This is a genomic window from Endozoicomonas sp. NE40 (assembly GCF_040549045.1).
GTDB lineage: Bacteria > Pseudomonadota > Gammaproteobacteria > Pseudomonadales > Endozoicomonadaceae > Endozoicomonas_A > Endozoicomonas_A lisbonensis.
Genome location: NZ_JBEWTB010000002.1, coordinates 639,526 through 662,685, shown reverse-complemented (window position 1 = coordinate 662,685; position 23,160 = coordinate 639,526). Strand labels below are relative to the sequence as shown.

Sequence of the window (23,160 nt, the reverse complement as noted above, 5' to 3'; positions counted from 1 at the left end):
GGAGAATAACAATGAGCGTTGACATCGATCCGGAACTCGTCGAAAAACTTGCCAGTCAAATAAAGACTCAAGATGATCTTGCCGAACTCAGTCGTCAGCTGTTGAAAGTCTCTGTTGAGCGTGTCATGGCCGCTGAACTGGAAGATCATCTTGGCTATTCCAAGCATGCGCCTGAAGGTCAAAACTCCGGAAACAGTCGCAACGGTTATTCCAAAAAAACACTCAAGGGCGACTTCGGTGAAGTCGAGGTCAAAACCCCCAGAGACCGCAACGGTGAATTTTCACCTCAGCTTATTGCCAAAGGTAAAACCCGAATCAACAAGCTGGATCAGCAGATTCTGGCTCTGTACTCCCGTGGAATGACCACCCGCGATATAGCCGATGCCCTGGAGGAAATGTATGGCGCAGACGTGTCACACAACCTGATATCCAAGGTGACTGAAGCTGTTCAAGAGGAAGTACAGAACTGGCAGAACCGCCCTCTGGAAAGCCTTTACCCCATTGTCTACCTTGACGGCATCGTCGTTAAAGTCCATCAGGATAAGCGGGTTGTCCGTAAAACCGTTTATGTCGCTCTTGGTGTTGATATTGAAGGCCAAAAGGAACTTCTCGGTCTCTGGATTGCCGAAACAGAGGGAGCCAAATTCTGGCTCTCGGTTTTAACAGAGCTTCAGAGCCGTGGCCTTGAAGATATCTTCATTGCCTGTGTTGATGGACTGTCAGGCTTCCCTGAAGCCATCAACACGGTTTATCCAAAAGCCCAGATTCAGTTGTGTATCGTCCATCAGGTTCGTAACTCTCTGAAGTATGTGTCCTACAAGGATCGTAAGGCCGTATCAACGGACCTGAAGAAGATCTACCAGTCAGCTACTGTGGACGAGGCTGAACGTGAACTGAGCGCTTTTGAGGTGACCTGGGATGATAAGTTTCCATCGATAGGTAAATCCTGGCGCAACAACTGGGATAACCTGATAACCCTGTTTGACTATCCTGATGATATCAGGAAAGCGATTTACACGACGAACGCTATAGAATCGCTGAACAGCGTGATCAGAAAAGCTATCAAGCAACGGAAGATCTTCCCATCAGATAACTCTGTGATGAAGGTGATTTATCTGGCGATGGAAAGAGCTTCAGCGAAATGGACGATGCCCATCAGGAATTGGGTATCAGCTCTGAACCGGTTTGCAATTATGTTTCCAGACCGGTTCAGGCAGTAAAGTTGGTTGAGCGTTTACACAGAATTAATTACAGGCTCAAATCCTTTGGGAATCACTAAGTTTATGTGGATTCCGGTTGGCTTGCTTGAAAACCCTGACGGAGAGGTAGCTATTCACTTGCATGTTGCTTCCAAGGCGAGATGGGATCGAATTCCGACAGAAACATGTAAGCATGAAGAAATGCCAAGCTTGCAAGAGTTGCAACAAATCTTAAGCTCCAGCACCTAACAAATGGTTCCAGTTCGTTCCGGGGCTGCGCCCCTCCACCCGACCGCCTTCGGCGGCGGCTGAACCAGGCGTTATGTGCCTTTAGAAACTTGGTCATTTCTGTCGTGTAGCCAAGTGCTGTTGTTGTTTGGGGTTTGAAAGTCTTTCCCAAGCTGGCGAAATAGATTTTACCCAGTAATAATCAGTGCCGTGCAATGCCAGCATAAAGTTCAGTTCTCTTTCATGCTGCCAAGAGGTTTCTGTGCATGGTAGCGGCAGGGGGGCACGCCAGCACAAAGCTTTGATTATTTTGCCAGTTCATTCAAGCTGGCCGCAGCTTCGGAGTGTTTACCGCTTGGAATGGCAGCTTATAGTTTGGTGCGCCTTGCAAGGGTTAGTTCAGTGCCATGCTGGCAATCAGGCTTGGGTGTTCGTGCAACGCCAGCCCAGAGTTTTTGGCTTCTGCGTTTTCAGCAACACCGAGTTTAGCGGGTAGCAGTCCGGAGTGAGTTCAAGGGTCTGCCCAGCAAAGAGTTCAAACAAAGCAACGGCACATAACAAATGGTTCCAGTTCGTTCCGGGGCTGCGCCCCTCCACCCGACCGCCTTCGGCGGCGGCTGAACCAGGCGTTATGTGGCAAGCGCAACCGATAAGTAAAATACAATTACAGATTGAATTAAGATATTATGATATGAATAGTTTTAAAGAAGGTGAGACAGAATATTATTTAGTGAAATTTCAAGATGAAGACTTAAAAAATAAAGATATTAGATATATTGAATTTGATTCATGTTCTTTTATTAATTGTGACCTGAGTGAATCAACCTTTGAAAAATGTAAGTTTATTGACTGTTTATTTGATAAATGTAACCTCAGCCTTGTAAAAATTAATTACAGTCGTTTTCTTGATGTCTCGTTCACTAATAGTAAAGTTATTGGTGTTGATTGGGCAAAGGCTACATGGTCAAATATCTGCCCGTCATCACCAATAACTTTCAGAAAATGCATCATAAATGATTCATCTTTTTTTGGTTTGGAATTGCCAGAGATTATTATTGAAGAGTGCAAAGCACATGATGTGGATTTCAGAGAAGGAAGTTTTAGGAAAGGTCAATTTAATTATTCAGATTTAACCAGGAGTACTTTCAACAATACAAATCTTACTTCAGCTAGTTTCCTTGAAGCATCAAATTACGACATTGATATAAACTTCAATAATGTAAAAAAGGCAAGGTTTACACGATACGAAGCTACAAGACTTTTAGAAAATCTCGACATAGAGTTAGTGGATTGAATTTCTACTGCATTCTTGCAACATAGAGGGAAGCCACATAACAAATGGTTCCAGTTCGTTCCGGGCTTCGCCCTCCACCCGACCGCCTTCGGCGGCGGCTGAACCAGGCGTTAGCTGCCATGCCATACAACAGGCTATCTAATATACTGTGAGGTAGTGTCAGGCTGGAGAATCTCAACTAACTCTATTTCGAAAAGCAACGTAGAATTTGCAGGTATTCTACCTGGTATTCCAATTTCACCATAGGCCAATTCAGGAGGTATAGTAATAAGGCGCTTCTCACCAAGGCACATATCACTAAATCCATAAATAAACCCCTTGATAACTCTTTCTGAACCTAAGCGGAAATTGAATGTTTTTCCTCGTTCATATGATGAATCAATTTTTATCGTTGAGTCAGTTAACAGTAAGTACCCATTATAATGAGCTTTGATAATATCACCATCTTTCACCTTAACATTACAATCGACAGGAATTACCTGAGTTACCGAATTAAAACCTGATTTAATATTAGAATCTTCATTAGCAAAGCAGAGACAAACTGTCGCAGCAAGCCAAAGAAAAACCACAGCAGATGGAATTGTGTGATCTATTTTCATATATGCTTACTCCCAATTCTGTATATTTTAAAATCCTCGAGTATAGCAGCTAACAAATGGTTCCAGTTCGTTCCGGGGCTTCGCCCCTCCACCCGACGCCGCCGTCGGCGGCGCGGCTGAACCAGGCGTTATGTTTCTATACCAATCATTGAGAAAGAAAATAATAGAAAGGAGTATTTTATTTAATCAACAAAACCACGAAATATTCGAACTATTGAAACAATAAAACTAAGAAGTGAATTACCAATGAAAAACTATTTATACATTTTGCTTTTGTCTCTTTTCCTGACCGGATGTGCTGCCAAAATCAATAAGTCGCTTGTTGACAATAATGATGGAACTACACGAATAACGTCTGAGAGTAAAATACTATTAATTCAAACGTTGGCTTCTGAGCGAGTTAAAGAAAGTAGAAATATTTCTCAAAGTATCTCAGAACTAAATGATCTGGTTGTGCGTAATATTAACCAGCAAAAGCCTCAGACTGTAATTATATTAGATCAAAGCTTAGAAAGTAATATTGGTTTAAACTTATCCATCGAGCGATTTAGGTATGTCTCATCTATCGAAAGGTTTATGACAGGTGTTATTCTTGGAGATGCCGCAATAAAAATTAGGGCTGAAATAGTTGACAGTGAGACAGGGAAAATTATAAACCAGTCAATTTTTGATACTGAATCTGAAACAATACAGGGAGTATTTGGAGCAACAACACCTAGACAATTAGAAGCTATAGCAGAAGCAATAGCTGACTATTACATTACGTCAGTGTCAAGTAGTTAATAAGAACCCATATCTGAGAACGAAACATAACAAATGGTTCCAGTTCGTTCCGGGGCTGCGCCCCTCCACCCGACCGCCTTCGGCGGCGGCTGAACCAGGCGTTATGTGCTTCTACAAAGCATCAATTTAAGAGTAATGAAGATGTATACTTTTAAAGAGTATTTAATCTATGAAGTATTAAAACCAAAAGATAAATTTTCTTGGAAAAAAGTTTTAAAGAGAATACAGAATAGCAGAGAGGCCAATTATATATTTTGGTATCGTGCTGCATACGTTCTATACCGGAAAAATAATTTTTTAGCAGAAAAACTTTCTAAAAAAATCAATAAAAGAATAAGATTTAAGTATTGTTGTGATATTCATAGGGAAAGTAGCATAGATATTGGCTTTCGTATTGGACATTTATCAGGAATAGTTATTAATCCTAAAACAAAAATTGGTAAAAATTGTGAAATACGTCAAAACACAACAATTGGAACAATAGATGATGCCAATTCAGAAGGTGTTGTAATTGGCGATGATGTAAATATCGGAGCAAATACTTGTATAATTGGTGACGGTATTGAAATTGGTGATAATGTTACGCTAGGAGCAATGAGCTTCGTAAATAAAGATATAGAATCAAATACAGTTTTTATCACGAAAAAAGAATCAATTACGAAACAAAAAAATAGCACGCACATAACAAATGGTTCCAGTTCGTTCCGGGCTTCGCCCTCCACCCGACGCCGCCGTCGGCGGCGCGGCTGAACCAGGCGTTAGGTGCCAAGAGTTCAGTGCAAAGGGTACACATCTTCAATCTTTGTCTTTGCTGAGAGTTTTTTGTGCAACCCCGTTGGCTCTGTAGACGTCGATAGTTTATTGATTCAGTTTTATCGGAGAGTTCCACCAAATTTCTGGGTTTGGTTCCGTTCCACGGTTGAGATTTTTCTGGCTCTCAACCTTTTGGTTGGTTGCCACCTTGCAAGTGCAGAGCCTCTCTCAAGGTTGGGGTTGGTTTGGAGTTTCTGGCGGGTAACCCTGATTTCCAATACGGTTAGTTCAGGTCAATTCGTGAGTTTGGTTCCGTTCCACGGTTGAGATTTTTCTGGCTCTCAACCTTTTGGTTGGTTGCCACCTTGCAAGTACAGAGCCTCTCTCAAGGTTGGGGCTGGTTTGGAGTTTCTGGCGAGCAGCTCTGATTTCCAATATCAAGTAACAAACAACGCCAGTATTGGCTTGGTCACCTTCTCAGCAGGTGCTGGCAGGAGACTCAAACCAGTTTGATGGTTTTTGGTTCGGTTCCACGGTCAGGTTTCTACAAGCTCTCAACGGTGCGGAGTATAATCTTAACTTCTCTGCCTTTCTCAGCAGTGCACGGTGGAAAGCTTTGAGTAAACGGAGAGAGGAGCTATTTCAAGTACGTTGCTCAAAATTAACAACAGAGTTGCGAGGGCACCTAACAAATGGTTCCAGTTCGTTCCGGGGCTGCGCCCCTCCACCCGACCGCCTTCGGCGGCGGCTGAACCAGGCGTTATGTGCCTTAAGATAGTTGGTCATTACTGTCGTGTAGTTAAGAGCTGTTGTTGGTTGGGGTTTGTAAGTCTTTCCCAAGCTGGCGAAATAGATTATTACCCAGCAATAATCAGTGTCGTGCAATGCCAGCATAAAGTTCAGTTCTCTTTCCTACTGCCAAGAGGTTTCTGTGCAGGGTAGCGGCAGGGGGGCACGCCAGCACAAAGCTTTGATTATTTTGCCAGTTCATTCAAGCTGGCCGCAGCTTCGGAGTGTTTACCGCTTGGAATGGCAGCTTATGGTTCGTTGCGCCTTGCAAGGGTTAGTTCAGTGCCATGCTGGCAATCAGGCTTGGGTGTTCGTGCCACGCCAGCCCAGAGTTTTTGGCTTCTTCGTTTGCAGAAACACCGAGTTTCGCGGGTAGCAGTCTGGAGTGACTTTAAGAGTCTGCCCAGCAAAGAATTCAAACAAAGCAATGGCACATAACAAATGGTTCCAGTACGTTCGCTGCGCTCACCCGACCGCCTTACGGCGGCGGCTGAACCAGGCGTTAGGTGCCAAGAGTTCAGTGCAAAGGGTACACATCTTTAATCTTTGTCTTTGCTGAGAGTTTTTTGTGCAACCCCGTTGGCTCTGTAAACGTCGATAGTTTATTGATTCAGTTTTATCTGAGAGTTCCAGCAAATTTCTGGGTTTGGTTCCGTTCCACGGTTGAGATTTTTCTGGCTCTCAACCTTTTGGTTGGTTGCCACCTTGCAAGTGCAGAGCCTCTCTCAAGGTTGGGGTTGGTTTGGAGTTTCTGGCGGGCAACCCTGATTTCCAATACGGTGAGTTCAGGTCAATTCGTGAGTTTGGTTCCGTTCCACGGTTGAGATTTTTCTGGCTCTCAACCTTTTGGTTGGTTGCCACCTTGCAAGTACAGAGCCTCTCTCAAGGTTGGGGCTGGTTTGGAGTTTCTGGCGAGCAACTCTGATTTCCAATATCAAGTGATAAACAACGCCAGTATTGGCTTGGTAACCTTCTCAGCAGGTGCTGGCGGGAGATTCAAACCAGTTTGATGGTTTTTGGTTCGGTTCCACGGTCAGGTTTCTACAAGCTCTCAACGGTGCAGAGTATAATCTTAACTTCTCTGCCTTTCTCAGCAGTGAATGGTGGAAAGCTCTGAGTAAACGGAGAGAGGAGCTATTTCAAGTACGTTGCTCAAAATTAACAACAGAGTTGCGAGAGCACCTAACAAATGGTTCCAGTTCGTTCCGGGGCTGCGCCCCTCCACCCGACCGCCTTCGGCGGCGGCTGAACCAGGCGTTATGCGTTTATCCCATATTATGAACCCCGAATGTCGTTGATGCTGAAGTGTAACCTCTAGCATATTGCCGACCATGTAATTCAGCTTCATGCTCGTAGTGAAATTTCTGATCTCCTCCTTGGCTATATGTCAGAAATTTGCCATCTACCTTTACCTTATATTCGATACCTCCAAATTGATCTTTGGAAGGTACAACCTCAACTCTTTCGCTAATTCCTTTTTCGTAGTCAAAAATGCTCATAGCTATTTCCTCTTTAATATTTTTAGTGCGTACTTTAATTATAGCTCATATTTCAGGTTGTCAAGTTTTTAGTGCGTACTATAATTGAAAGTATGAAAACACAAAAACTCAAACGTGGCAGACCACGTAATCCAGATAAACTACAGGATCGGATACACCTTAGATGTTCATCCGATGATAAGGCTCGCTGGGAGAAAGCAGCTAAGGAACAAGGTCTTAGCCTGTCGGCTTGGCTAAAGTGCCTTGCTGATAGAAACGCATAACAAATGCTTCCAGTTCGTTCGCTTACGCTCACCGGATGCGCCTTGCGGCGCACCGCTGAAGCAGGCGTTAGGCTTCCACAAAAATTGACAGTATGGAAAATATATCAGGATTGAAAATCCCATTTGGTTTAAAAAATGGGAAACTTGTTAGTGTCAGCGAGGTTGACTCTGGACTTGCTTGTAATAGCATTTGTCCAGCATGCAAAGGAATACTGCAAGCCAAAAAAGGTTATAGCGGTAGAGTCCATCACTTCTCACATGACCCAAGCAATAAAGATGAGTGTATTTCAGGTTATGAAACTTCAATACACTTAATGGCAAAACAAATTCTCGAAGAAGAAGGTAAGGTAAATTTGCCAGAATATAAAGTGTCAGTGTCTGATACAGATATCGATGGTAATAGCCATAGTGAATCAGAAATACTTTATATCAAGGGTTCATTGAAAATGGACTCAGTGGTTCTTGAGAAAAACATAGATGAAATAAGACCTGACATTATAGGTTTCTTCGAAGGCGAGCAAATATTAATAGAAATAGCTGTAAGTCACTTTGTCAGTTTAGAGAAAAAAGATAAAATAAAAAAACTTGGCATTCAGGCAGTTGAAATTGATTTATCAAAAATCAATCCACTAATAACGAAAGAAGAGCTTAGAGAAATAATAATTTCTGAATACAAACATAAAAAGTGGATAAATCAACCAGAGCAAGAAGCTACAGAAAAAATGCTTCGATATCGGTTGAAATCAAAATTAGAAACAATAAATTCTCAAATTCGCCAAAGAAGAAAGCAAGCAAAGCAACAAGCAGCTCAGAAACAAGTTGTCATCACTAGAGAAAAGAAACCACAGAAACAAACCGAATCAGGCGTTTACAGTTCTTGTTGGCTCAGATGTGACATGTGTTCACATGTTTGGCTTTATGCACCAGAGCGTATAATTGTTTTTCGCTCTGAGGTTACATGTCCAAAGTGCAGCGAAACCGTCTCAACTAAACCAGCAATGTAGAGAGGAAGCCTAACAAATGGTTCCAGTTCGTTCCGGGGCTTCGCCCCTCCACCCGACCGCCTTCGGCGGCGGCTGAACCAGGCGTTATGTGCTTCTACAAAGCATCAATTTAAGAGTAATGAAGATGTATACTTTTAAAGAGTACTTAATCTATGAAGTATTAAAACCAAAAGATAAATTTTCTTGGAAAAAACTTTTAAAGAGAATACAGAATAGCAGAGAGGCCAATTATATATTTTGGTATCGTGCTGCATACGTTCTATACCGGAAAAATAATTTTTTAGCAGAAAAACTTTCTAAAAAAATCAATAAAAGAATAAAATTTAAGTATTGTTGTGATATTCATAGGGAAAGTAGCATAGATATTGGCTTTCGTATTGGACATTTATCAGGAATAGTTATTAATCCTAAAACAAAAATTGGTAAAAATTGTGAAATACGTCAAAACACAACAATTGGAACAATAGATGATGCCAATTCAGAAGGTGTTGTAATTGGCGATGATGTAAATATCGGAGCAAATACTTGTATAATTGGTGACGGTATTGAAATTGGTGATAATGTTACGCTAGGAGCAATGAGCTTCGTAAATAAAGATATAGAATCAAATACAGTTTTTATCACGAAAAAAGAATCAATTACGAAACAAAAAAATAGCACGCACATAACAAATGGTTCCAGTTCGTTCCGGGCTTCGCCCTCCACCCGACGCCGCCGTCGGCGGCGCGGCTGAACCAGGCGTTAGGTGCCAAGAGTTCAGTGCAAAGGGTACACACCTTCAATCTCTGTCTTTGCTGAGAGTTTTTTGTGCAACCCCTTTGGCTCTGTAGACATCGATAGTTTATTGATTCAGTTTTATCGGAGAGTCCCAGCAAATTTCTGGGTTTGGTTCCGTTCCACGGTTGAGATTTTTCTGGCTCTCAACCTTTTGGTTGGTTGCCACCTTGCAAGTACAGAGCCTCTCTCAAGGTTGGGGCTGGTTTGGAGTTTCTGGCGGGCAACTCTGATTTCCAATATCAAGTAATAAACAGCGCCAGTATTGGCTTGGTCACCTTCTCAGCAGGTGCTGGCGGGAGACTCAAACCAGTTTGATGGTTTTTGGTTCGGTTCCACGGTCAGGTTTCTACAAGCTCTCAACGGTGCAGAGTATAATCTTAACTTCTCTGCCTTTCTCAGCAGTGCACGGTGGAAAGCTCTGAGTAAACGGAGAGAGGTGCTATTTCAAGTACGTTGCTCAAAATTAACAACAGAGTTGCGAGGGCACCTAACAAATGGTTCCAGTTCGTTCCGGGGCTGCGCCCCTCCACCCGACCGCCTTCGGCGGCGGCTGAACCAGGCGTTATGTGCTTCTACAAAGCATCAATTTAAGAGTAATGAAGATGTATACTTTTAAAGAGTATTTAATCTATGAAGTATTAAAACCAAAAGATAAATTTTCTTGGAAAAAAGTTTTAAAGAGAATACAGAATAGCAGAGAGGCCAATTATATATTTTGGTATCGTGCTGCATACGTTCTATACCGGAAAAATAATTTTTTAGCAGAAAAACTTTCTAAAAAAATCAATAAAAGAATAAGATTTAAGTATTGTTGTGATATTCATAGGGAAAGTAGCATAGATATTGGCTTTCGTATTGGACATTTATCAGGAATAGTTATTAATCCTAAAACAAAAATTGGTAAAAATTGTGAAATACGTCAAAACACAACAATTGGAACAATAGATGATGCCAATTCAGAAGGTGTTGTAATTGGCGATGATGTAAATATCGGAGCAAATACTTGTATAATTGGTGACGGTATTGAAATTGGTGATAATGTTACGCTAGGAGCAATGAGCTTCGTAAATAAAGATATAGAATCAAATACAGTTTTTATCACGAAAAAAGAATCAATTACGAAACAAAAAAATAGCACGCACATAACAAATGGTTCCAGTTCGTTCCGGGCTTCGCCCTCCACCCGACGCCGCCGTCGGCGGCGCGGCTGAACCAGGCGTTAGGTGTTCACACCATGCCTTGTGCCAGTCTTATTAACCTCTTTGAAAATAACCTGTTTCGGTAACATTTTAGAAGTCAAATAGACCGAGCTAAAAGGCGGATTTAGTGAAGGCTTTTGTTCTGCATAATCTTCAAAATAGGAAATACGACGGTTTAAATACATAATCTCAAACCTGTTCTCTTTGAGCCTGTAATTAATTCTGTGTAAACGCTCAACCAACTTTACTGCCTGAACCGGTCTGGAAACATAATTGCAAACCGGTTCAGAGCTGATACCCAATTCCTGATGGGCATCGTCCATTTCGCTGAAGCTCTTTCCATCGCCAGATAAATCACCTTCATCACAGAGTTATCTGATGGGAAGATCTTCCGTTGCTTGATAGCTTTTCTGATCACACTGTTCAGCGATTCTATAGCGTTCGTCGTGTAAATCGCTTTCCTGATATCATCAGGATAGTCAAACAGGGTTATCAGGTTATCCCAGTTGTTGCGCCAGGATTTACCTATCGATGGAAACTTATCATCCCAGGTCGCCTCAAAAGCGCTCAGTTCACGTTCAGCCTCGTCCACAGTAGCTGACTGGTAGATCTTCTTCAGGTCCGTTGATACGGCCTTACGATCCTTGTAGGACACATACTTCAGAGAGTTACGAACCTGATGGACGATACACAACTGAATCTGGGCTTTTGGATAAACCGTGTTGATGGCTTCAGGGAAGCCTGACAGTCCATCAACACAGGCAATGAAGATATCTTCAAGGCCACGGCTCTGAAGCTCTGTTAAAACCGAGAGCCAGAATTTGGCTCCCTCTGTTTCGGCAATCCAGAGACCGAGAAGTTCCTTTTGGCCTTCAATATCAACACCAAGAGCGACATAAACGGTTTTCCGGACAACCCGCTTATCCTGATGGACTTTAACGACGATGCCGTCAAGGTAGACAATGGGGTAAAGGCTTTCCAGAGGGCGGTTCTGCCAGTTCTGTACTTCCTCTTGAACAGCTTCAGTCACTTTGGATATCAGGTTGTGTGACACGTCTGCGCCATACATTTCTTCCAGGGCATCGGCTATATCGCGGGTGGTCATTCCACGGGAGTACAGAGCCAGAATCTGCTGATCCAGCTTGTTGATTCGGGTTTTACCTTTGGCAATAAGCTGTGGTGAGAATTCACCGTTGCGGTCTCTGGGGGTTTTGACCTCGACTTCACCGAAGTCGCCCTTGAGTGTTTTTTTGGAATAACCGTTGCGACTGTTTCCGGAGTTTTGACCTTCAGGCGCATGCTTGGAATAGCCAAGATGATCTTCCAGTTCAGCGGCCATGACACGCTCAACAGAGACTTTCAACAGCTGACGACTGAGTTCGGCAAGATCATCTTGAGTCTTTATTTGACTGGCAAGTTTTTCGACGAGTTCCGGATCGATGTCAACGCTCATTGTTATTCTCCTCTTTGGAGTTTTAACGACAAGCGTTTACACAATTTGAATTACAGTCTCATCTTTGTCTTTGCTGAGAGTTTTTTGTGCAACCCCGTTGGCCCTGTAAACGTCGATGGTTTATTGATTCAGTTTTATCGGAGAGTCCCAGCAAATTTCTGGTTTTGGTTCCGTTCCACGGTTGAGATTTTTCTGGCTCTCAATCTTTTGGTTGGTTGCCAACTTGCAAGTACAGAGCTTCTCTCAAGGTTGGGGCTTGTCTGGAGTTTCTGGCGAGCAACTCTGATTGCTAATATCAAGTAATAAACAACGCCAGTATAGGCTTGGTCACCTTCTCAGCAGGTGCTGGCAGGAGATTTAAACCAGTTTGATGGTTTTTGGTTCGGTTCCACGGTCAGGTTTCTACAAGCTCTCAACGGTGCAGAGTATAATCTTAACTTCTCTGCCTTTCTCAGCACTGCACGGTGGAAAGCTCTGAGTAAACGGAGAGAGGAGCTATTTCAAGTACGTTGCTCAAAATTAACAACAGAGTTGCGAGGGCACCTAACAAATGGTTCCAGTTCGTTCCGGGGCTGCGCCCCTCCACCCGACCGCCTTCGGCGGCGGCTGAACCAGGCGTTAGGTGCCGTTAACTCAGTGCCAAAGGTGCATATCTTCAGGCTTTGTTTTCGCTGAGAGTTCTTTTGTTCAAACCGGTTAGTTTAATAAACGCCGATGGTTTATTTGTCCGATTCTGGCGGTGAGTTCAGGTCAATTTGTGAGTTTGGTTCCGTTCAACCGGTTAGTTTAATAAACGTCGATGGTTTATCTGTCCGATTCTGGCGGTAAGTTCAGGTCAATTCGTGAGTTTGGTTCCGTTCCACGGTTGAGATTTTTCTGGCTCTCAACCTTTTGGTTGGTTGCCACCTTGCAAGTACAGAGCCTCTCTCAACGTTGGGGCTGGTTTAGAGTTTCTGGCGAGTAGCTCTGATTTCCAATATCAAGTAATCAACAGCGCCAGCATTGGCTTGGTCACCTTCTCAGCAGGTGCTGGCGGAAGATTCAAACCAGTTTGATGGTTTTTGGTTCAGTTCCACGGTCAGGTTTCTACAAGCTCCCAACGGTGCAGAGTATAATCTTAACTTCTTTGCCTTTCTCAGCAATGTATAGTGGAAAGCTCTGAGTAAACGGAGAGAGGAGCCATTTCAAGTACGTTGCTCAAAATTAACAACAGAGTTGCGAGGGCACCTAACAAATGGTTCCAGTTCGTTCCGGGGCTGCGCCCCTCCACCCGACCGCCTTCGGCGGCGGCTGAACCAGGCGTTAAGTGCCTTACATAATTCTCAGCAAATTCAGTAGACACGTGTCTTAGGAAATTTTAAGCTTTCAACAAGTAATAAGTGTTACATTTGAAATGTTTGAACAAGCAATAGAAAAGCTCGAAAATTCAGGAAGATTTGTCGGAAAGGCTGAATCATTCCAGAAATACTTATCTTCAATTAATAACAACTCAAGAGGCACAGCTGAGCATATATCAATCAATAGCTTCAAAGATTTGAAAGCAGAGTTACGAAATTCAAATTGTATGGTCTTTAGGTTGGGTTCCCCACCAGGAAGCAGAAATACACATTTTGCACTTGCAAAAACGAACTCTGGCTGGTCAGATTATTTTTTTATGGATGAGGATCTATTTGGTCAAGTTGAGCCTGAGGTTTTTTTACCTAATTCATCTATTCGCAGTCTATTTGCATTTCAGCTACTTCCAACTTTAACTGAAAATTCACTTGTAAATCTAGCTATGGCATCTGGCTTATTGCCGCAAGCATTAGGCATTTCAAGTACAGAAAATCAAATAATACCTGCCACTGGTCAAAGTGTTTTTTCATTTGATTTCCAGCCTTCATCTAAAAGTAATGAAACTTTATCTCATCAACAGGGGCAAGTTGAAATTGATGCTATATTTGTTGGTCAAAGAGATGGAAAAGAATGCCTATTTGTTATAGAAGCAAAATCTAGTAAAAAGTTTGATTCACTCGCAAAGCATAAGCTTTTATACCCAATACTTTCAATAAAAAGCAATATTCCATCATATATGGAAATTGTTCCAGTTTATCTGCGAACTATTCGTAACGATGATCATATTGAATTCAATATTGCAGAGTGCTCTATTCCATATCAGGATTCCAGTTTTGGATCGCTGGATCAACTTCAACCTGTAAATATATCAAGGTATAGTTTGTACGGTTATTGAAAAACACCAATCGAGTCAACGGCACTTAACAAATGGTTCCAGTTCGTTCCGGGGCTCCGCCCCTCCACCCGACCGCCTTCGGCGGCGGCTGAACCAGGCGTTAGGCGCTAAACAAATTTCAAGAAAAGGAGATGAAATGAACCCTTTTAATCCTGGATATTATTCAGAGAATGATTTGAAAGATGCCGGATTCAAATCCATTGGAAAAAATGTACAAATAGCAAAAAATTGTACAATAGTTGGTCTTGAGAATATTGAGATTGGTGACAATGTACGCATTGATGGGTATTGCACAATCATCTCCGCAGGAGATGGGTGGTTAAAAATTGGTTCTTATATCCATATAGGGAGTTATTGCCTTTTGTCTGCTGGTGATGGTATTCATTTATCCGACTTCAGTGGATTATCACAAGGGGTACGCATCTACAGTCGAACAGATGACTACAGTGGAAAATACCTTACAAATCCAACTGTACCTGCTGAATATACAGGAATCAGTAAAGGAACAGTAAGACTTGGAAAGCATGTCATTGTTGGTTCAGGCTCAGTAATTCTGCCCAATGTTACCGTTGGAGAAGGTTCATCTATTGGTGCTCAGTCCCTCGTAACCAAAAACCTTGAAGAATGGGGGGTATTCTTTGGCAGCCCAGCTAAACGATTAAAACGTAGATCTAAACAGCTACTTGATCTTGAAAAAAAGCTACTGTCAGAACGCGCCTAACAAATGCTTCCAGTTCGTGGCTTCGCCACCCGACCGCCTTCGGCGGCGGCTGAAGCAGGCGTTATGTGCCTTTAGACACTTGGTCATTTCTGTCGTGTAGTTAATTGCTGTTGTTAGTTGGGGTCTGGAAGTCTTTCCCAAGCTGGCGAAATAGATTTTACCCAGCAATAATCAGTGTCGTGCAATGCCAGCATAAAGTTCAGTTCTCTTTCCTGCTGCCAAGTGGGCTTTGTGAATGGTAGCGGCAGGGGGGGCTCGCCAGCACAAAGCTTTGATTATTTTGCCAGTTCATTCAAGCTGGCTGCAGCTTCCGAGTGTTTACCGCTTGGAATGGCAGCTTATAGTTTGGTGCGCCTTGCAAGGGTTAGTTCAGTGCTATGCTGGCAATCAGGCTTGGGTGTTCGTGCAACGCCAGCCCAGAGTTTTTGGCTTCTGCGTTTTCAGCAACACCGAGTATAGCGGGTAGCAGTACGGAGTGACTTTAAGGGTCTGCCCAGCAAAGAGTTCAAACAAAGCAACGGCACATAACAAATGGTTCCAGTTCGTTCCGGGGCTTCGCCCCTCCACCCGACCGCCTTCGGCGGCGGCTGAACCAGGCGTTATGTGCCTTAAGGTAGTTGGTCATTTCTGTCGTGTAGTCAAGTGCTGTTGTTGTTTGGGGTTTGAAAGTCTTTCCCAAGCTGGCGAACCAGCTTTTCACCCACCAAAAATCAGTGTCGTGCAATGCCAGCATAAAGTTCAGTTCTCTTTCATGCTGCCAAGAGGTTTCTGTGCATGGTAGCGGCAGGGGGGCACGCCAGCACAAAGCTATGATTATTTTGCCAGTTCATTCAAGCTGGCCGCAGCTTCGGAGTGTTTACCGCTTGGAATGGCAGCTTATAGTTTGGTGCGCCTTGCAAGGGTTAGTTCAGTGCCATGCTGGCAATCAGGCTTGGGTGTTCGTGCCACGCCAGCCCAGAGTTTTTGGCTTTTGCGTTTTCAGCAACACCGAATTTAGCGGGTAGCAGTCCGGAGTGACTTTAAGGGGCTGCCCAGCAAAGAGTTCAAACAAAGCAACGGCACATAACAAATGGTTCCAGTTCGTTCCGGGGCTGCGCCCCTCCACCCGACCGCCTTCGGCGGCGGCTGAACCAGGCGTTAGCTGTTCCTAAACTTCGGTGCCTTTCTTCTCTCAAAGCGAGAGGCTGTTACCACTTCATTTTTCCCTCGAAATCACCACTCAAAATCAGTATTCTCTGACTTGCAAAGTTAGCGCATGGAAAAAGTCGTATATCTTTTATCCATGACTGTCACAGGTGCGCAAAGGAATGTACTGCAGGTTTTATCTTTGCCGGTAGGCGGTAGCGTTCATCAGTCAAAGACTTCTTTGGTTCTGTGCAATCTGGCGATCAGGTTTAGTGTCTTTTCCAGCGTGCAATGCCGCCCCATTGGGTTAGGAGTTTTTGGCTCATTCCATTCGCATCACCTTCTGAGTTTACGGGCGGCAAGTAAGTTCAGAGTTTCTTTCCTTCGTGCAACGCCAGAATAAGCAGCAGAGTTTGCCTCTGGGGCAAAAAAACTCAGGTTCTGAGCAACGTCGGGCATTTGGGCTCAGAGTATGTGGCAGAGGTTAGAGTGAATAATGTTGGGCAAAAATGCGCGAGTTAACAGTTTGGAAGGTACAGCTAACAAATGGTTCCAGTTCGTTCCGGGGCTGCGCCCCTCCACCCGACCGCCTTCGGCGGCGGCTGAACCAGGCGTTAGGTGCCTAAATAACATTCACATTCCAATAAGAAAAAATATATGATGCCTACTTTCTTTGCTGGTTTTAGCTTAGGACTCTCTCTAATAGTGGCTATAGGGTCACAGAATGCCTTTGTATTAAAGCAGGGTATTAAAAATCATAACCTATTTCTCGTCTGTTTAATTTGTGCTGTATCTGATGCTATTTTAATTTCATTAGGTGTAGCAGGTTTCGGAGTTATCGTAACTAGATTTCCTGAAATTGAGCAAATAGCTCGTTATGGGGGAGCAATATTCTTAACAGTGTATTCACTAATAAGTTTCAAGTCAGCTTTCAGTACAAATCACGCACTAAATCCAGAAGGTGACGATAATAGCTCGATTTTAAAAACCATGGGAATATGCCTAGCGTTTACATGGTTAAACCCGCATGTTTATCTTGATACTGTCGTTTTATTGGGTTCAATCTCAACTCAGTATCAGCCATATCACCATGTTTTTGGTGCTGGAGCAGTCACAAGTTCGTTTCTATTTTTCTTTGGGCTTGGTTATGGTGCAAAAAAGCTAGCTCCAATTTTTTCTCAACCTAAAGCTTGGAAGGTTCTGGAGTTTATTATTGGAATCATAATGCTTTCGATTGCAATTCATTTAATATACGACGTGCCAAGCACCTAACAAATGGTTCCAGTTCGTTCCGGGGCTGCGCCCCTCCACCCGACCGCCTTCGGCGGCGGCTGAACCAGGCGTTAGGTGCCGTTAACTCAGTGCCAAAGGTGCATATCTTCAGGCTTTGTTTTCGCTGAGAGTTCTTTTGTTCAAACCGGTTAGTTTAATAAACGCCGATGGTTTATTTGTCCGATTCTGGCGGTGAGTTCAGGTCAATTTGTGAGTTTGGTTCCGTTCAACCGGTTAGTTTAATAAACGTCGATGGTTTATCTGTCCGATTCTGGCGGTGAGTTCAGGTCAATTCGTGAGTTTGGTTCCGTTCCACGGTTGAGATTTTTCTGGCTCTCAACCTTTTGGTTGGTTGCCACCTTGCAAGTACAGAGCCTCTCTCAAGGTTGGGGCTGGTTTGGAGTTTCTGGCGATCAACTCTGATTTCCAATATCAAGTAATAAACAGCGCCAGTATTGGCTTGGTCACCTTCTCAGCAGGTGCTGGCGGGAGACTCAAACCAGTTTGATGGCTTTTGGTTCGGTTCCACGGTCAGGTTTCTACAAGCTCTCAACGGTGCAGAGTATAATCTTAACTTCTCTGCCTTTCTCAGCAGTGCACGGTGGAAAGCTCTGAGTAAACGGAGAGAGGAGCTATTTCAAGTACGTTGCTCAAAATTAACAACAGAGTTGCGAGGGCACCTAACAAATGGTTCCAGTTCGTTCCGGGGCTGCGCCCCTCCACCCGACCGCCTTCGGCGGCGGCTGAACCAGGCGTTATGTGCCTAAAGCGGCTTCTATACGCTTCATAAAATCCCTGTGATGCTCAGGTGGACTCATATCTACATCCATTTGATACGATTTGAACCGCATGTAGCATTCATGCAGCAGCTTTAGTAGCTTTTCTTCTTCTGGTCGTTTGTTCCAAGTATTGATTACTTGCTGCTTGCTGTAGGCAGTGACGTTACAGCCACATTGAAGACAGGCAACAACATGATCGTTTCGATCTTCCCAGTACTGGTATTGTGCTGCATATACATCACACAGCGGACAGTATTTTAATTCGTAGTCCATCTTGATAATCCTCTGCCAACCGGCACATAACAAGTCGCTCCAATCCGTTCCGGTGCTTCGCACCTCCACCCGACCAGCCTACGGCTGGCGGTTGAGCTTCAGCGTTAGGTGCCAAGAGTTCAGTGCAAAGGGTACACATCTTTAATCTCTGTCTTTGCTGAGAGTTTTTTGTGCAAACCGGTTAGTTTAATAAACGTCGATGGTTTGTCTGTCCGATTCTGGCGGTGAGTTCAGGTCAATTCGTGAGTTTGGTTCCGTTCCACGGTTGAGATTTTTCTGGCTCTCAACCTTTTGGTTGGTTGCCACTTTGCAAGTGTAGAGCCTCTCTCAAGGTTGGGGTTGGTTTGGAGTTTCTGGCGGGCAACCCTGATTTCCAATACGGTGAGTTCAGGTCAATGCGTAAGTTTGGTTCCGTTCCACGGTTGAGATTTTTCTGGCTCTCAACCTTTTGGTTGGTTGCCACCTTGCAAGTACAGAGCCTCTCTCAAGGTTGGGGCTGGTTTGGAGTTTCTGGCGAGCAGCTCTGATTTCCAATATCAAGTAATAAACAGCGCCAGTATTGGCTTGGTCACCTTCTCAGCAGGTGCTGGCGGGAGACTCAAACCCGTTTGATGGTTTTTGGTTCGGTTCCACGGTCAGGTTTCTACAAGCTCTCAACGGTGCAGAGTATAATCTTAACTTCTCTGCCTTTCTCAGCAGTGAATGGTGGAAAGCTCTGAGTAAACGGAGAGAGGAGTTATTTCAAGTACGTTGCTCAAAATTAACAACAGAGTTGCGAGGGCACCTAACAAATGGTTCCAGTTCGTTCCGGGGCTGCGCCCCTCCACCCGACCGCCTTCGGCGGCGGCTGAACCAGGCGTTATGTTTCTAGGAGAGAATGTTGAGAATAAAAAATTATATAATTGCAACTCTTTTATTAGTGACATCTGCAAATACTTTTGCAAAACATCCAAAAAGTATAAATTGGTTGATGGAACAGCCTGTCACTGCTTTTGATCTTGGTATGTATCGATTAAATCAAAGGATGGAAGAGCTAGCAGATAGATTTATACCGATAAAAAGCGCAAGTGCTAAATATATTGATGATGAAAAGTCTATTAGCATTTTTATTTACGTTGACGGGGAAAAGATTAAGGAAGATGAAATAACCGAAAATGTACTGAGAGACAAATGTAAAAGATCTATCCTAGAAGCAAAAAAACACATAGGAATATTTTTTTCAAAAAAAACTAGTGTCGCTGATTTATTCTTAGAGCAAGTTAAGAGTAAACCAAAAGATATCACTCATTTCAGGAATGAAATTGATAAGATTATAAAATTTCAAAGTGTAGTTGTTTACTATGGTGATGTAGTTGTTTGTAATTCAACTGTATCAAATGATGACATATATTATGGGAAGAGAAAATAATGAAAATATCTGAACTAAATATTTGTGAGAAATAAGCATGATTAAAGTAACTATCTGCTTATCATTATTGATAGGCTTGTTAAAACTCCAAACAAACAACTGGGAAAAAAGACTGAGCTATAAGATAAGGTTTTTATTGTGCGGCATTTTTACTTATCTTTCTTTTTCCATACTTAAACCTCTTGGGGAATTAATTCTTGGAAAAGAAGATGGATTAATTAACTTATGGTTTGAAAGTCCAAGCTATATTTTGATAACCGTAATTGTTCTTTTTTTAGGCTACTTTGGGTTGTACACATCAATTATTGCAGGAGCCCTCTACTCAAGCCTGTTGCCCAAAACATAACAAATGGTTCCAGTTCGTTCCGGGGCTTCGCCCCTCCACCCGACCGCCTTCGGCGGCGGCTGAACCAGGCGTTATGCTCTAATCAAAAATAGGAGATAAATGTGACAAAAAACAAGGATTGTGGCCTCATAATGCCAATTTCAAGCATTGATGGGTGCTCAAGTGAACACTGGATGGAAGTTAAAGAAATAATAACTGAAGCAGTAGAATCTATTGAAAAATATAATTTTAAAGTAAGTCTCGTTAGTGATGCTGACGATGTAGGCGTCATCCAAAAACGAATAGTACAGAATGTATACAATAGTGATATTGTTGTATGTGACGTTAGTGGAAAGAATCCTAATGTAATGTTTGAACTTGGAATGCGGTTGGCTTTTGATAAGCCTACTGTAATTATAAAAGATGATAAGACAAATTACTCATTTGATACTGGTATTATTGAACACATTACTTATCCCAGAGATCTTAGATTTTCAAATATCGTTACCTTTAAAGAAGGTTTAGCTGATAAGGTTATTGCAACACTTGAAAAATCAGAATCAGATCCAGATCATTCAACCTTTCTCAAAAACTTCGGTAAATTCCATGTTGCCAATTTATCTGAAGATGTTGTTTCTTCAGATAAGGTTGTGATTGAAATGCTCACAGAATTACAAAGCGAGGTTAGCAGCCTACGAAATAGAGTAATCAGAAATGATAAATTGGCAAAGAATTCTTCTGTAAATAGTATGAATCGGAAAATACGATCATCAATTAATCTCTGGCAGCGCAGAGAGAGTTGTGACACAAGCGATATGCTTGGTAATGAAGAATTCTACAATTATATTGAAAAAAGAGTAGGTGCACCAGAATATTACAATTCTCGAGAAGAGTTTGAGGATGCTGTTAACACAATATTATTAGACCCCGCAGCTTAGCATAACAAATGGTTCCAGTTCGTTCCGGGGCTTCGCCCCTCCACCCGACGCCGCCGTCGGCGGCGCGGCTGAACCAGGCGTTAGAAGACCAAACAAACATCGAGGAATTTTATGGAAATTGATAAGGGATTAGCAGCCTTAATCGCAGCAGGAATAGCTGCTCTATTTAGTCTTCTCTCTGTCTTGATTTCTACAAGATCAGCTAGAAAGCAGGTTTCAGATCAACATAAGCTTTCTCGAAAAAATACAATTGAAGAAGAAAAAAGAGAAAGAATAAACAAGCAACTATCTGAATTTTATAATCCAATTGTAACTCTTCTTTCCGTTAATAGAGATATTTTTGAAAGAATTGGTCCTCGCTCTGAAGCAAGAGCTAGTGGGGTTTTTAATGATGAAGAAACTGCTGAAGTATGGAAGAATTTATGCAAGACAGTAGTCATTCCAAACAACTTAAAAGTTTGCGATCTTATTGAAAAAAATATTCATCTTATAAATAATCATTCCTATGAAAAAGATTACTTTGACTTCCTTACTCATGCGTATGCATATCAAATATTTCAGGATTCTGCGTATGAGGCATACCGACTTTTCACATATCCAAGTGGGTTTTTGGAAAAAGTTGTAGATCAAAGGAATTTACTGGTTAAAGATTTTGATAAAACATATGGAAAAGAAAAAAGGAGTTGGTATCAGTGTCTGTTTTTAGTACGTTGATGAAGTATAAAGATGATGGACTAATTCGCTGGTTTGACCCTGTTGGTGATTGTAAGGCTAACATCAAGCTACCGAATGGCGACAATTATGTTGTTTTAGTAAATTCTCAATACATAATGGGTGACTCTGTAATTGACGAAGCCCTGTCAGGCTCTGAACAAGCCGATTATATAATTTACAACAAATGGGATACTGTTACCGGGTCAGCTCAAGAGTATGCAGATAATACAGGTATTGAAATAGTTAGCTTTGGAAGGTTCTTTCATCTTTTAAGAGAATTAAATGAAGAATGAAGCTGTCGATTGGTTAAAAATAAAGAGCAATCATGTTTTTCATAATTCACAGGCAAAGCTTTTTGTGTTTGGTTCAATTTTAACATCACCTGACAGTGCTAATGATTTTGATATTCTAATAATTGCTGGTAAAGAAGAAATCAAACAAATTACGTTACACTTCAAAAGTTTGAAATTGCAGTTCATTAGCAACTTCGGAATTCCACTTCATTATCAGATTTTGTCTTGCTCAGAAGCTGAGGAAGTGAGTGGATTTTTAGAAATGGTGTTTTCGAGACCGTGCCAACAGGTCTTCTAACAAATGGTTCCAGTTCGTTCCGGGGCTTCGCCCCTCCACCCGACCGCCTTCGGCGGCGGCTGAACCAGGCGTTAGCTGCCTGACTCAGCCTCTACACGTTTCACCATTTCATCGTGCATGATTTCAGCTTCGTCCCAAGTGCAGCAACGATCCATTTCACAGCCAGAGCCGTTACGGAAAACCATTGTCTCAAACAGTAAAGGTTCGCCTCCAAAGTGGTTGTGATCCAGCCCAAGGAATACAGTTGAAACATGAATACTGTCTGTAACGTCGGTCTTTTTTACGGATCGGTCAGCTTCTTCAAACCACTTTGCCCACTCAATGAAGCCTTCAGTGGTGCTGGTGTCTACAGGTACAACAGTGTGGTTATCCAGAATAAACTTATCTTGTATGTATTGCATGGTTTCCTTCTCTCAACATCGTGCATAACGGCAGCTAACAATACCATCAAACCGACTGCCTACGGCAGCGGCTTATGGTAAGCGTTAGCTGTTCCTAAACTTCGGTGCCTTTCATTTCTGAAAATAAGAAGCTGTTGCCACATCATTTACCCCTCGAAATCACCACTTAAAATCAGTATTCTCTGACTTGCAAAGTTAGCGCATGGTAAGTGTCGTATAATTTTTATCCAGACTGTCACATGTGCGCAAAGGAATGTACTGCAGGTTTTATCTTTGCTGGTAGGCGGTAGCGTTCATCAGTAAAAGACTTCTTTGGTCCTGTGCAATCTGGCGATCAGGTTTAGTGCCTTTTCCAGCGTGCAATGCCGCCCATTGGGTTAGGAGTTTTTGGCTCATTCCATTCGCATCACCTTCTGAGTTACGGGCGGCAAGCAGGTTCAGAGTTTCTTTCCTTCGTGCAACGCCAGAATAGGCAGCAGAGTCAGTCTCTGGGGCAAAAAAACTCAGGTTCTGAGCAACTTGAGACATTTGAGTTCAGAGTAT

23 protein-coding genes are annotated in these 23,160 nt (G+C 42.7%); 17 read left to right on the top strand and 6 right to left on the bottom strand.

Annotated elements, in window-relative coordinates:
* Window positions 1-11 precede the first annotated feature (11 nt).
* The 3 genes from V5J35_RS03990 to V5J35_RS03980 all read left to right on the top strand — a co-directional run bounded on the left by V5J35_RS03990 (window position 12) and on the right by V5J35_RS03980 (window position 2,721).
* Window positions 12-1,220, top strand: coding sequence for an IS256 family transposase (locus V5J35_RS03990; protein WP_354008570.1), 1,209 nt, complete (start codon window positions 12-14; stop codon window positions 1,218-1,220).
* A gap of 6 nt (window positions 1,221-1,226) precedes the next feature.
* A complete protein-coding gene (locus tag V5J35_RS03985; protein WP_354016271.1) occupies window positions 1,227-1,448 on the top strand; it encodes a hypothetical protein in 222 nt (73 codons plus the stop codon).
* Window positions 1,449-1,932: 484 nt separating this feature from the next.
* The gene (locus tag V5J35_RS03980; RefSeq protein WP_354010017.1) at window positions 1,933-2,721 is read left to right on the top strand and encodes a pentapeptide repeat-containing protein; all 789 of its coding nucleotides are present in this window, start codon (window positions 1,933-1,935) and stop codon (window positions 2,719-2,721) included.
* Between the two features lie 134 nt (window positions 2,722-2,855).
* On the opposite strand, the gene V5J35_RS03975 is transcribed toward V5J35_RS03980, so the two are convergent.
* The gene (locus tag V5J35_RS03975; protein ID WP_354009997.1) at window positions 2,856-3,320 is read right to left on the bottom strand and encodes an FKBP-type peptidyl-prolyl cis-trans isomerase; all 465 of its coding nucleotides are present in this window, start codon (window positions 3,318-3,320) and stop codon (window positions 2,856-2,858) included.
* A 246-nt stretch (window positions 3,321-3,566) separates the two neighbouring features.
* On the opposite strand from V5J35_RS03975, the gene V5J35_RS03970 reads away from it, so the two are divergent.
* On the top strand, window positions 3,567-4,103 hold the full coding sequence (locus V5J35_RS03970; protein WP_354010016.1) for a hypothetical protein: 537 nt from the start codon (window positions 3,567-3,569) through the stop codon (window positions 4,101-4,103).
* Window positions 4,104-4,244: 141 nt separating this feature from the next.
* Window positions 4,245-4,853 (top strand): serine acetyltransferase, encoded by a 609-nt coding sequence (locus V5J35_RS03965; RefSeq protein ID WP_354010012.1) that lies wholly within the window; start codon window positions 4,245-4,247, stop codon window positions 4,851-4,853.
* A gap of 2,057 nt (window positions 4,854-6,910) precedes the next feature.
* Here V5J35_RS03965 and V5J35_RS03960 read toward each other — a convergent pair.
* Complete coding sequence (locus V5J35_RS03960; RefSeq protein WP_354010015.1) at window positions 6,911-7,144, bottom strand: hypothetical protein; 234 nt, start codon at window positions 7,142-7,144, stop codon at window positions 6,911-6,913.
* A 355-nt stretch (window positions 7,145-7,499) separates the two neighbouring features.
* Between V5J35_RS03960 and V5J35_RS03955 the strand changes: the two genes are divergently transcribed.
* The 3 genes from V5J35_RS03955 to V5J35_RS03945 all read left to right on the top strand — a co-directional run bounded on the left by V5J35_RS03955 (window position 7,500) and on the right by V5J35_RS03945 (window position 10,399).
* Window positions 7,500-8,411 (top strand): competence protein CoiA family protein, encoded by a 912-nt coding sequence (locus V5J35_RS03955; protein ID WP_354010014.1) that lies wholly within the window; start codon window positions 7,500-7,502, stop codon window positions 8,409-8,411.
* Between the two features lie 124 nt (window positions 8,412-8,535).
* Window positions 8,536-9,144 (top strand): serine acetyltransferase, encoded by a 609-nt coding sequence (locus V5J35_RS03950; protein ID WP_354010013.1) that lies wholly within the window; start codon window positions 8,536-8,538, stop codon window positions 9,142-9,144.
* Between the two features lie 646 nt (window positions 9,145-9,790).
* Window positions 9,791-10,399, top strand: a complete 609-nt coding sequence (locus V5J35_RS03945; RefSeq protein ID WP_354010012.1) for a serine acetyltransferase — start codon at window positions 9,791-9,793, stop codon at window positions 10,397-10,399.
* Window positions 10,400-10,631: 232 nt separating this feature from the next.
* On the opposite strand, the gene V5J35_RS03940 is transcribed toward V5J35_RS03945, so the two are convergent.
* Window positions 10,632-11,840, bottom strand: a complete 1,209-nt coding sequence (locus V5J35_RS03940; protein ID WP_354010011.1) for an IS256 family transposase — start codon at window positions 11,838-11,840, stop codon at window positions 10,632-10,634.
* A 1,393-nt stretch (window positions 11,841-13,233) separates the two neighbouring features.
* Here V5J35_RS03940 and V5J35_RS03935 point away from each other — a divergent pair.
* The 3 genes from V5J35_RS03935 to V5J35_RS03925 all read left to right on the top strand — a co-directional run bounded on the left by V5J35_RS03935 (window position 13,234) and on the right by V5J35_RS03925 (window position 17,188).
* Window positions 13,234-14,070: a DUF6997 domain-containing protein gene (locus V5J35_RS03935; RefSeq protein ID WP_354010010.1), complete on the top strand. Its 837-nt coding sequence runs from the start codon at window positions 13,234-13,236 to the stop codon at window positions 14,068-14,070.
* 136 nt (window positions 14,071-14,206) lie between these two features.
* On the top strand, window positions 14,207-14,791 hold the full coding sequence (locus V5J35_RS03930; RefSeq protein ID WP_354010009.1) for an acyltransferase: 585 nt from the start codon (window positions 14,207-14,209) through the stop codon (window positions 14,789-14,791).
* A 1,782-nt stretch (window positions 14,792-16,573) separates the two neighbouring features.
* Window positions 16,574-17,188 (top strand): LysE/ArgO family amino acid transporter, encoded by a 615-nt coding sequence (locus V5J35_RS03925; protein WP_354010008.1) that lies wholly within the window; start codon window positions 16,574-16,576, stop codon window positions 17,186-17,188.
* Between the two features lie 755 nt (window positions 17,189-17,943).
* Here the strand turns inward: V5J35_RS03925 and V5J35_RS03920 are convergent.
* Entirely contained in the window at window positions 17,944-18,240 is a 297-nt protein-coding gene (locus V5J35_RS03920) for a hypothetical protein (RefSeq protein ID WP_354010007.1), read from the bottom strand.
* An 877-nt stretch (window positions 18,241-19,117) separates the two neighbouring features.
* Here V5J35_RS03920 and V5J35_RS03915 point away from each other — a divergent pair.
* The 6 genes from V5J35_RS03915 (at window position 19,118) to V5J35_RS03890 (ending at window position 22,216) form a co-directional block, all read left to right on the top strand.
* Entirely contained in the window at window positions 19,118-19,648 is a 531-nt protein-coding gene (locus V5J35_RS03915; protein WP_354010006.1) for a hypothetical protein, read from the top strand.
* A gap of 37 nt (window positions 19,649-19,685) precedes the next feature.
* Window positions 19,686-19,994 (top strand): hypothetical protein, encoded by a 309-nt coding sequence (locus V5J35_RS03910; protein ID WP_354010005.1) that lies wholly within the window; start codon window positions 19,686-19,688, stop codon window positions 19,992-19,994.
* 101 nt (window positions 19,995-20,095) lie between these two features.
* Complete coding sequence (locus V5J35_RS03905) at window positions 20,096-20,911, top strand: hypothetical protein (RefSeq protein WP_354010004.1); 816 nt, start codon at window positions 20,096-20,098, stop codon at window positions 20,909-20,911.
* A 111-nt stretch (window positions 20,912-21,022) separates the two neighbouring features.
* The gene (locus V5J35_RS03900; protein ID WP_354010003.1) at window positions 21,023-21,625 is read left to right on the top strand and encodes a hypothetical protein; all 603 of its coding nucleotides are present in this window, start codon (window positions 21,023-21,025) and stop codon (window positions 21,623-21,625) included.
* The gene (locus V5J35_RS03895; RefSeq protein ID WP_354010002.1) at window positions 21,604-21,918 is read left to right on the top strand and encodes a hypothetical protein; all 315 of its coding nucleotides are present in this window, start codon (window positions 21,604-21,606) and stop codon (window positions 21,916-21,918) included. The genes V5J35_RS03900 and V5J35_RS03895 overlap by 22 nt, the downstream gene beginning before the upstream one ends.
* Complete coding sequence (locus tag V5J35_RS03890; RefSeq protein ID WP_354010001.1) at window positions 21,908-22,216, top strand: hypothetical protein; 309 nt, start codon at window positions 21,908-21,910, stop codon at window positions 22,214-22,216. The genes V5J35_RS03895 and V5J35_RS03890 overlap by 11 nt, the downstream gene beginning before the upstream one ends.
* Before the next feature lie 71 nt (window positions 22,217-22,287).
* Here the strand turns inward: V5J35_RS03890 and V5J35_RS03885 are convergent, their stop codons facing one another.
* Window positions 22,288-22,617 (bottom strand): hypothetical protein, encoded by a 330-nt coding sequence (locus tag V5J35_RS03885; RefSeq protein ID WP_354010000.1) that lies wholly within the window; start codon window positions 22,615-22,617, stop codon window positions 22,288-22,290.
* A 267-nt stretch (window positions 22,618-22,884) separates the two neighbouring features.
* Window positions 22,885-23,145 carry a hypothetical protein gene (locus V5J35_RS03880; protein WP_354009999.1) on the bottom strand — a complete coding sequence of 87 codons (261 nt, stop codon included), beginning with the start codon at window positions 23,143-23,145 and terminating at the stop codon, window positions 22,885-22,887.
* Window positions 23,146-23,160: the final 15 nt, after the last annotated feature.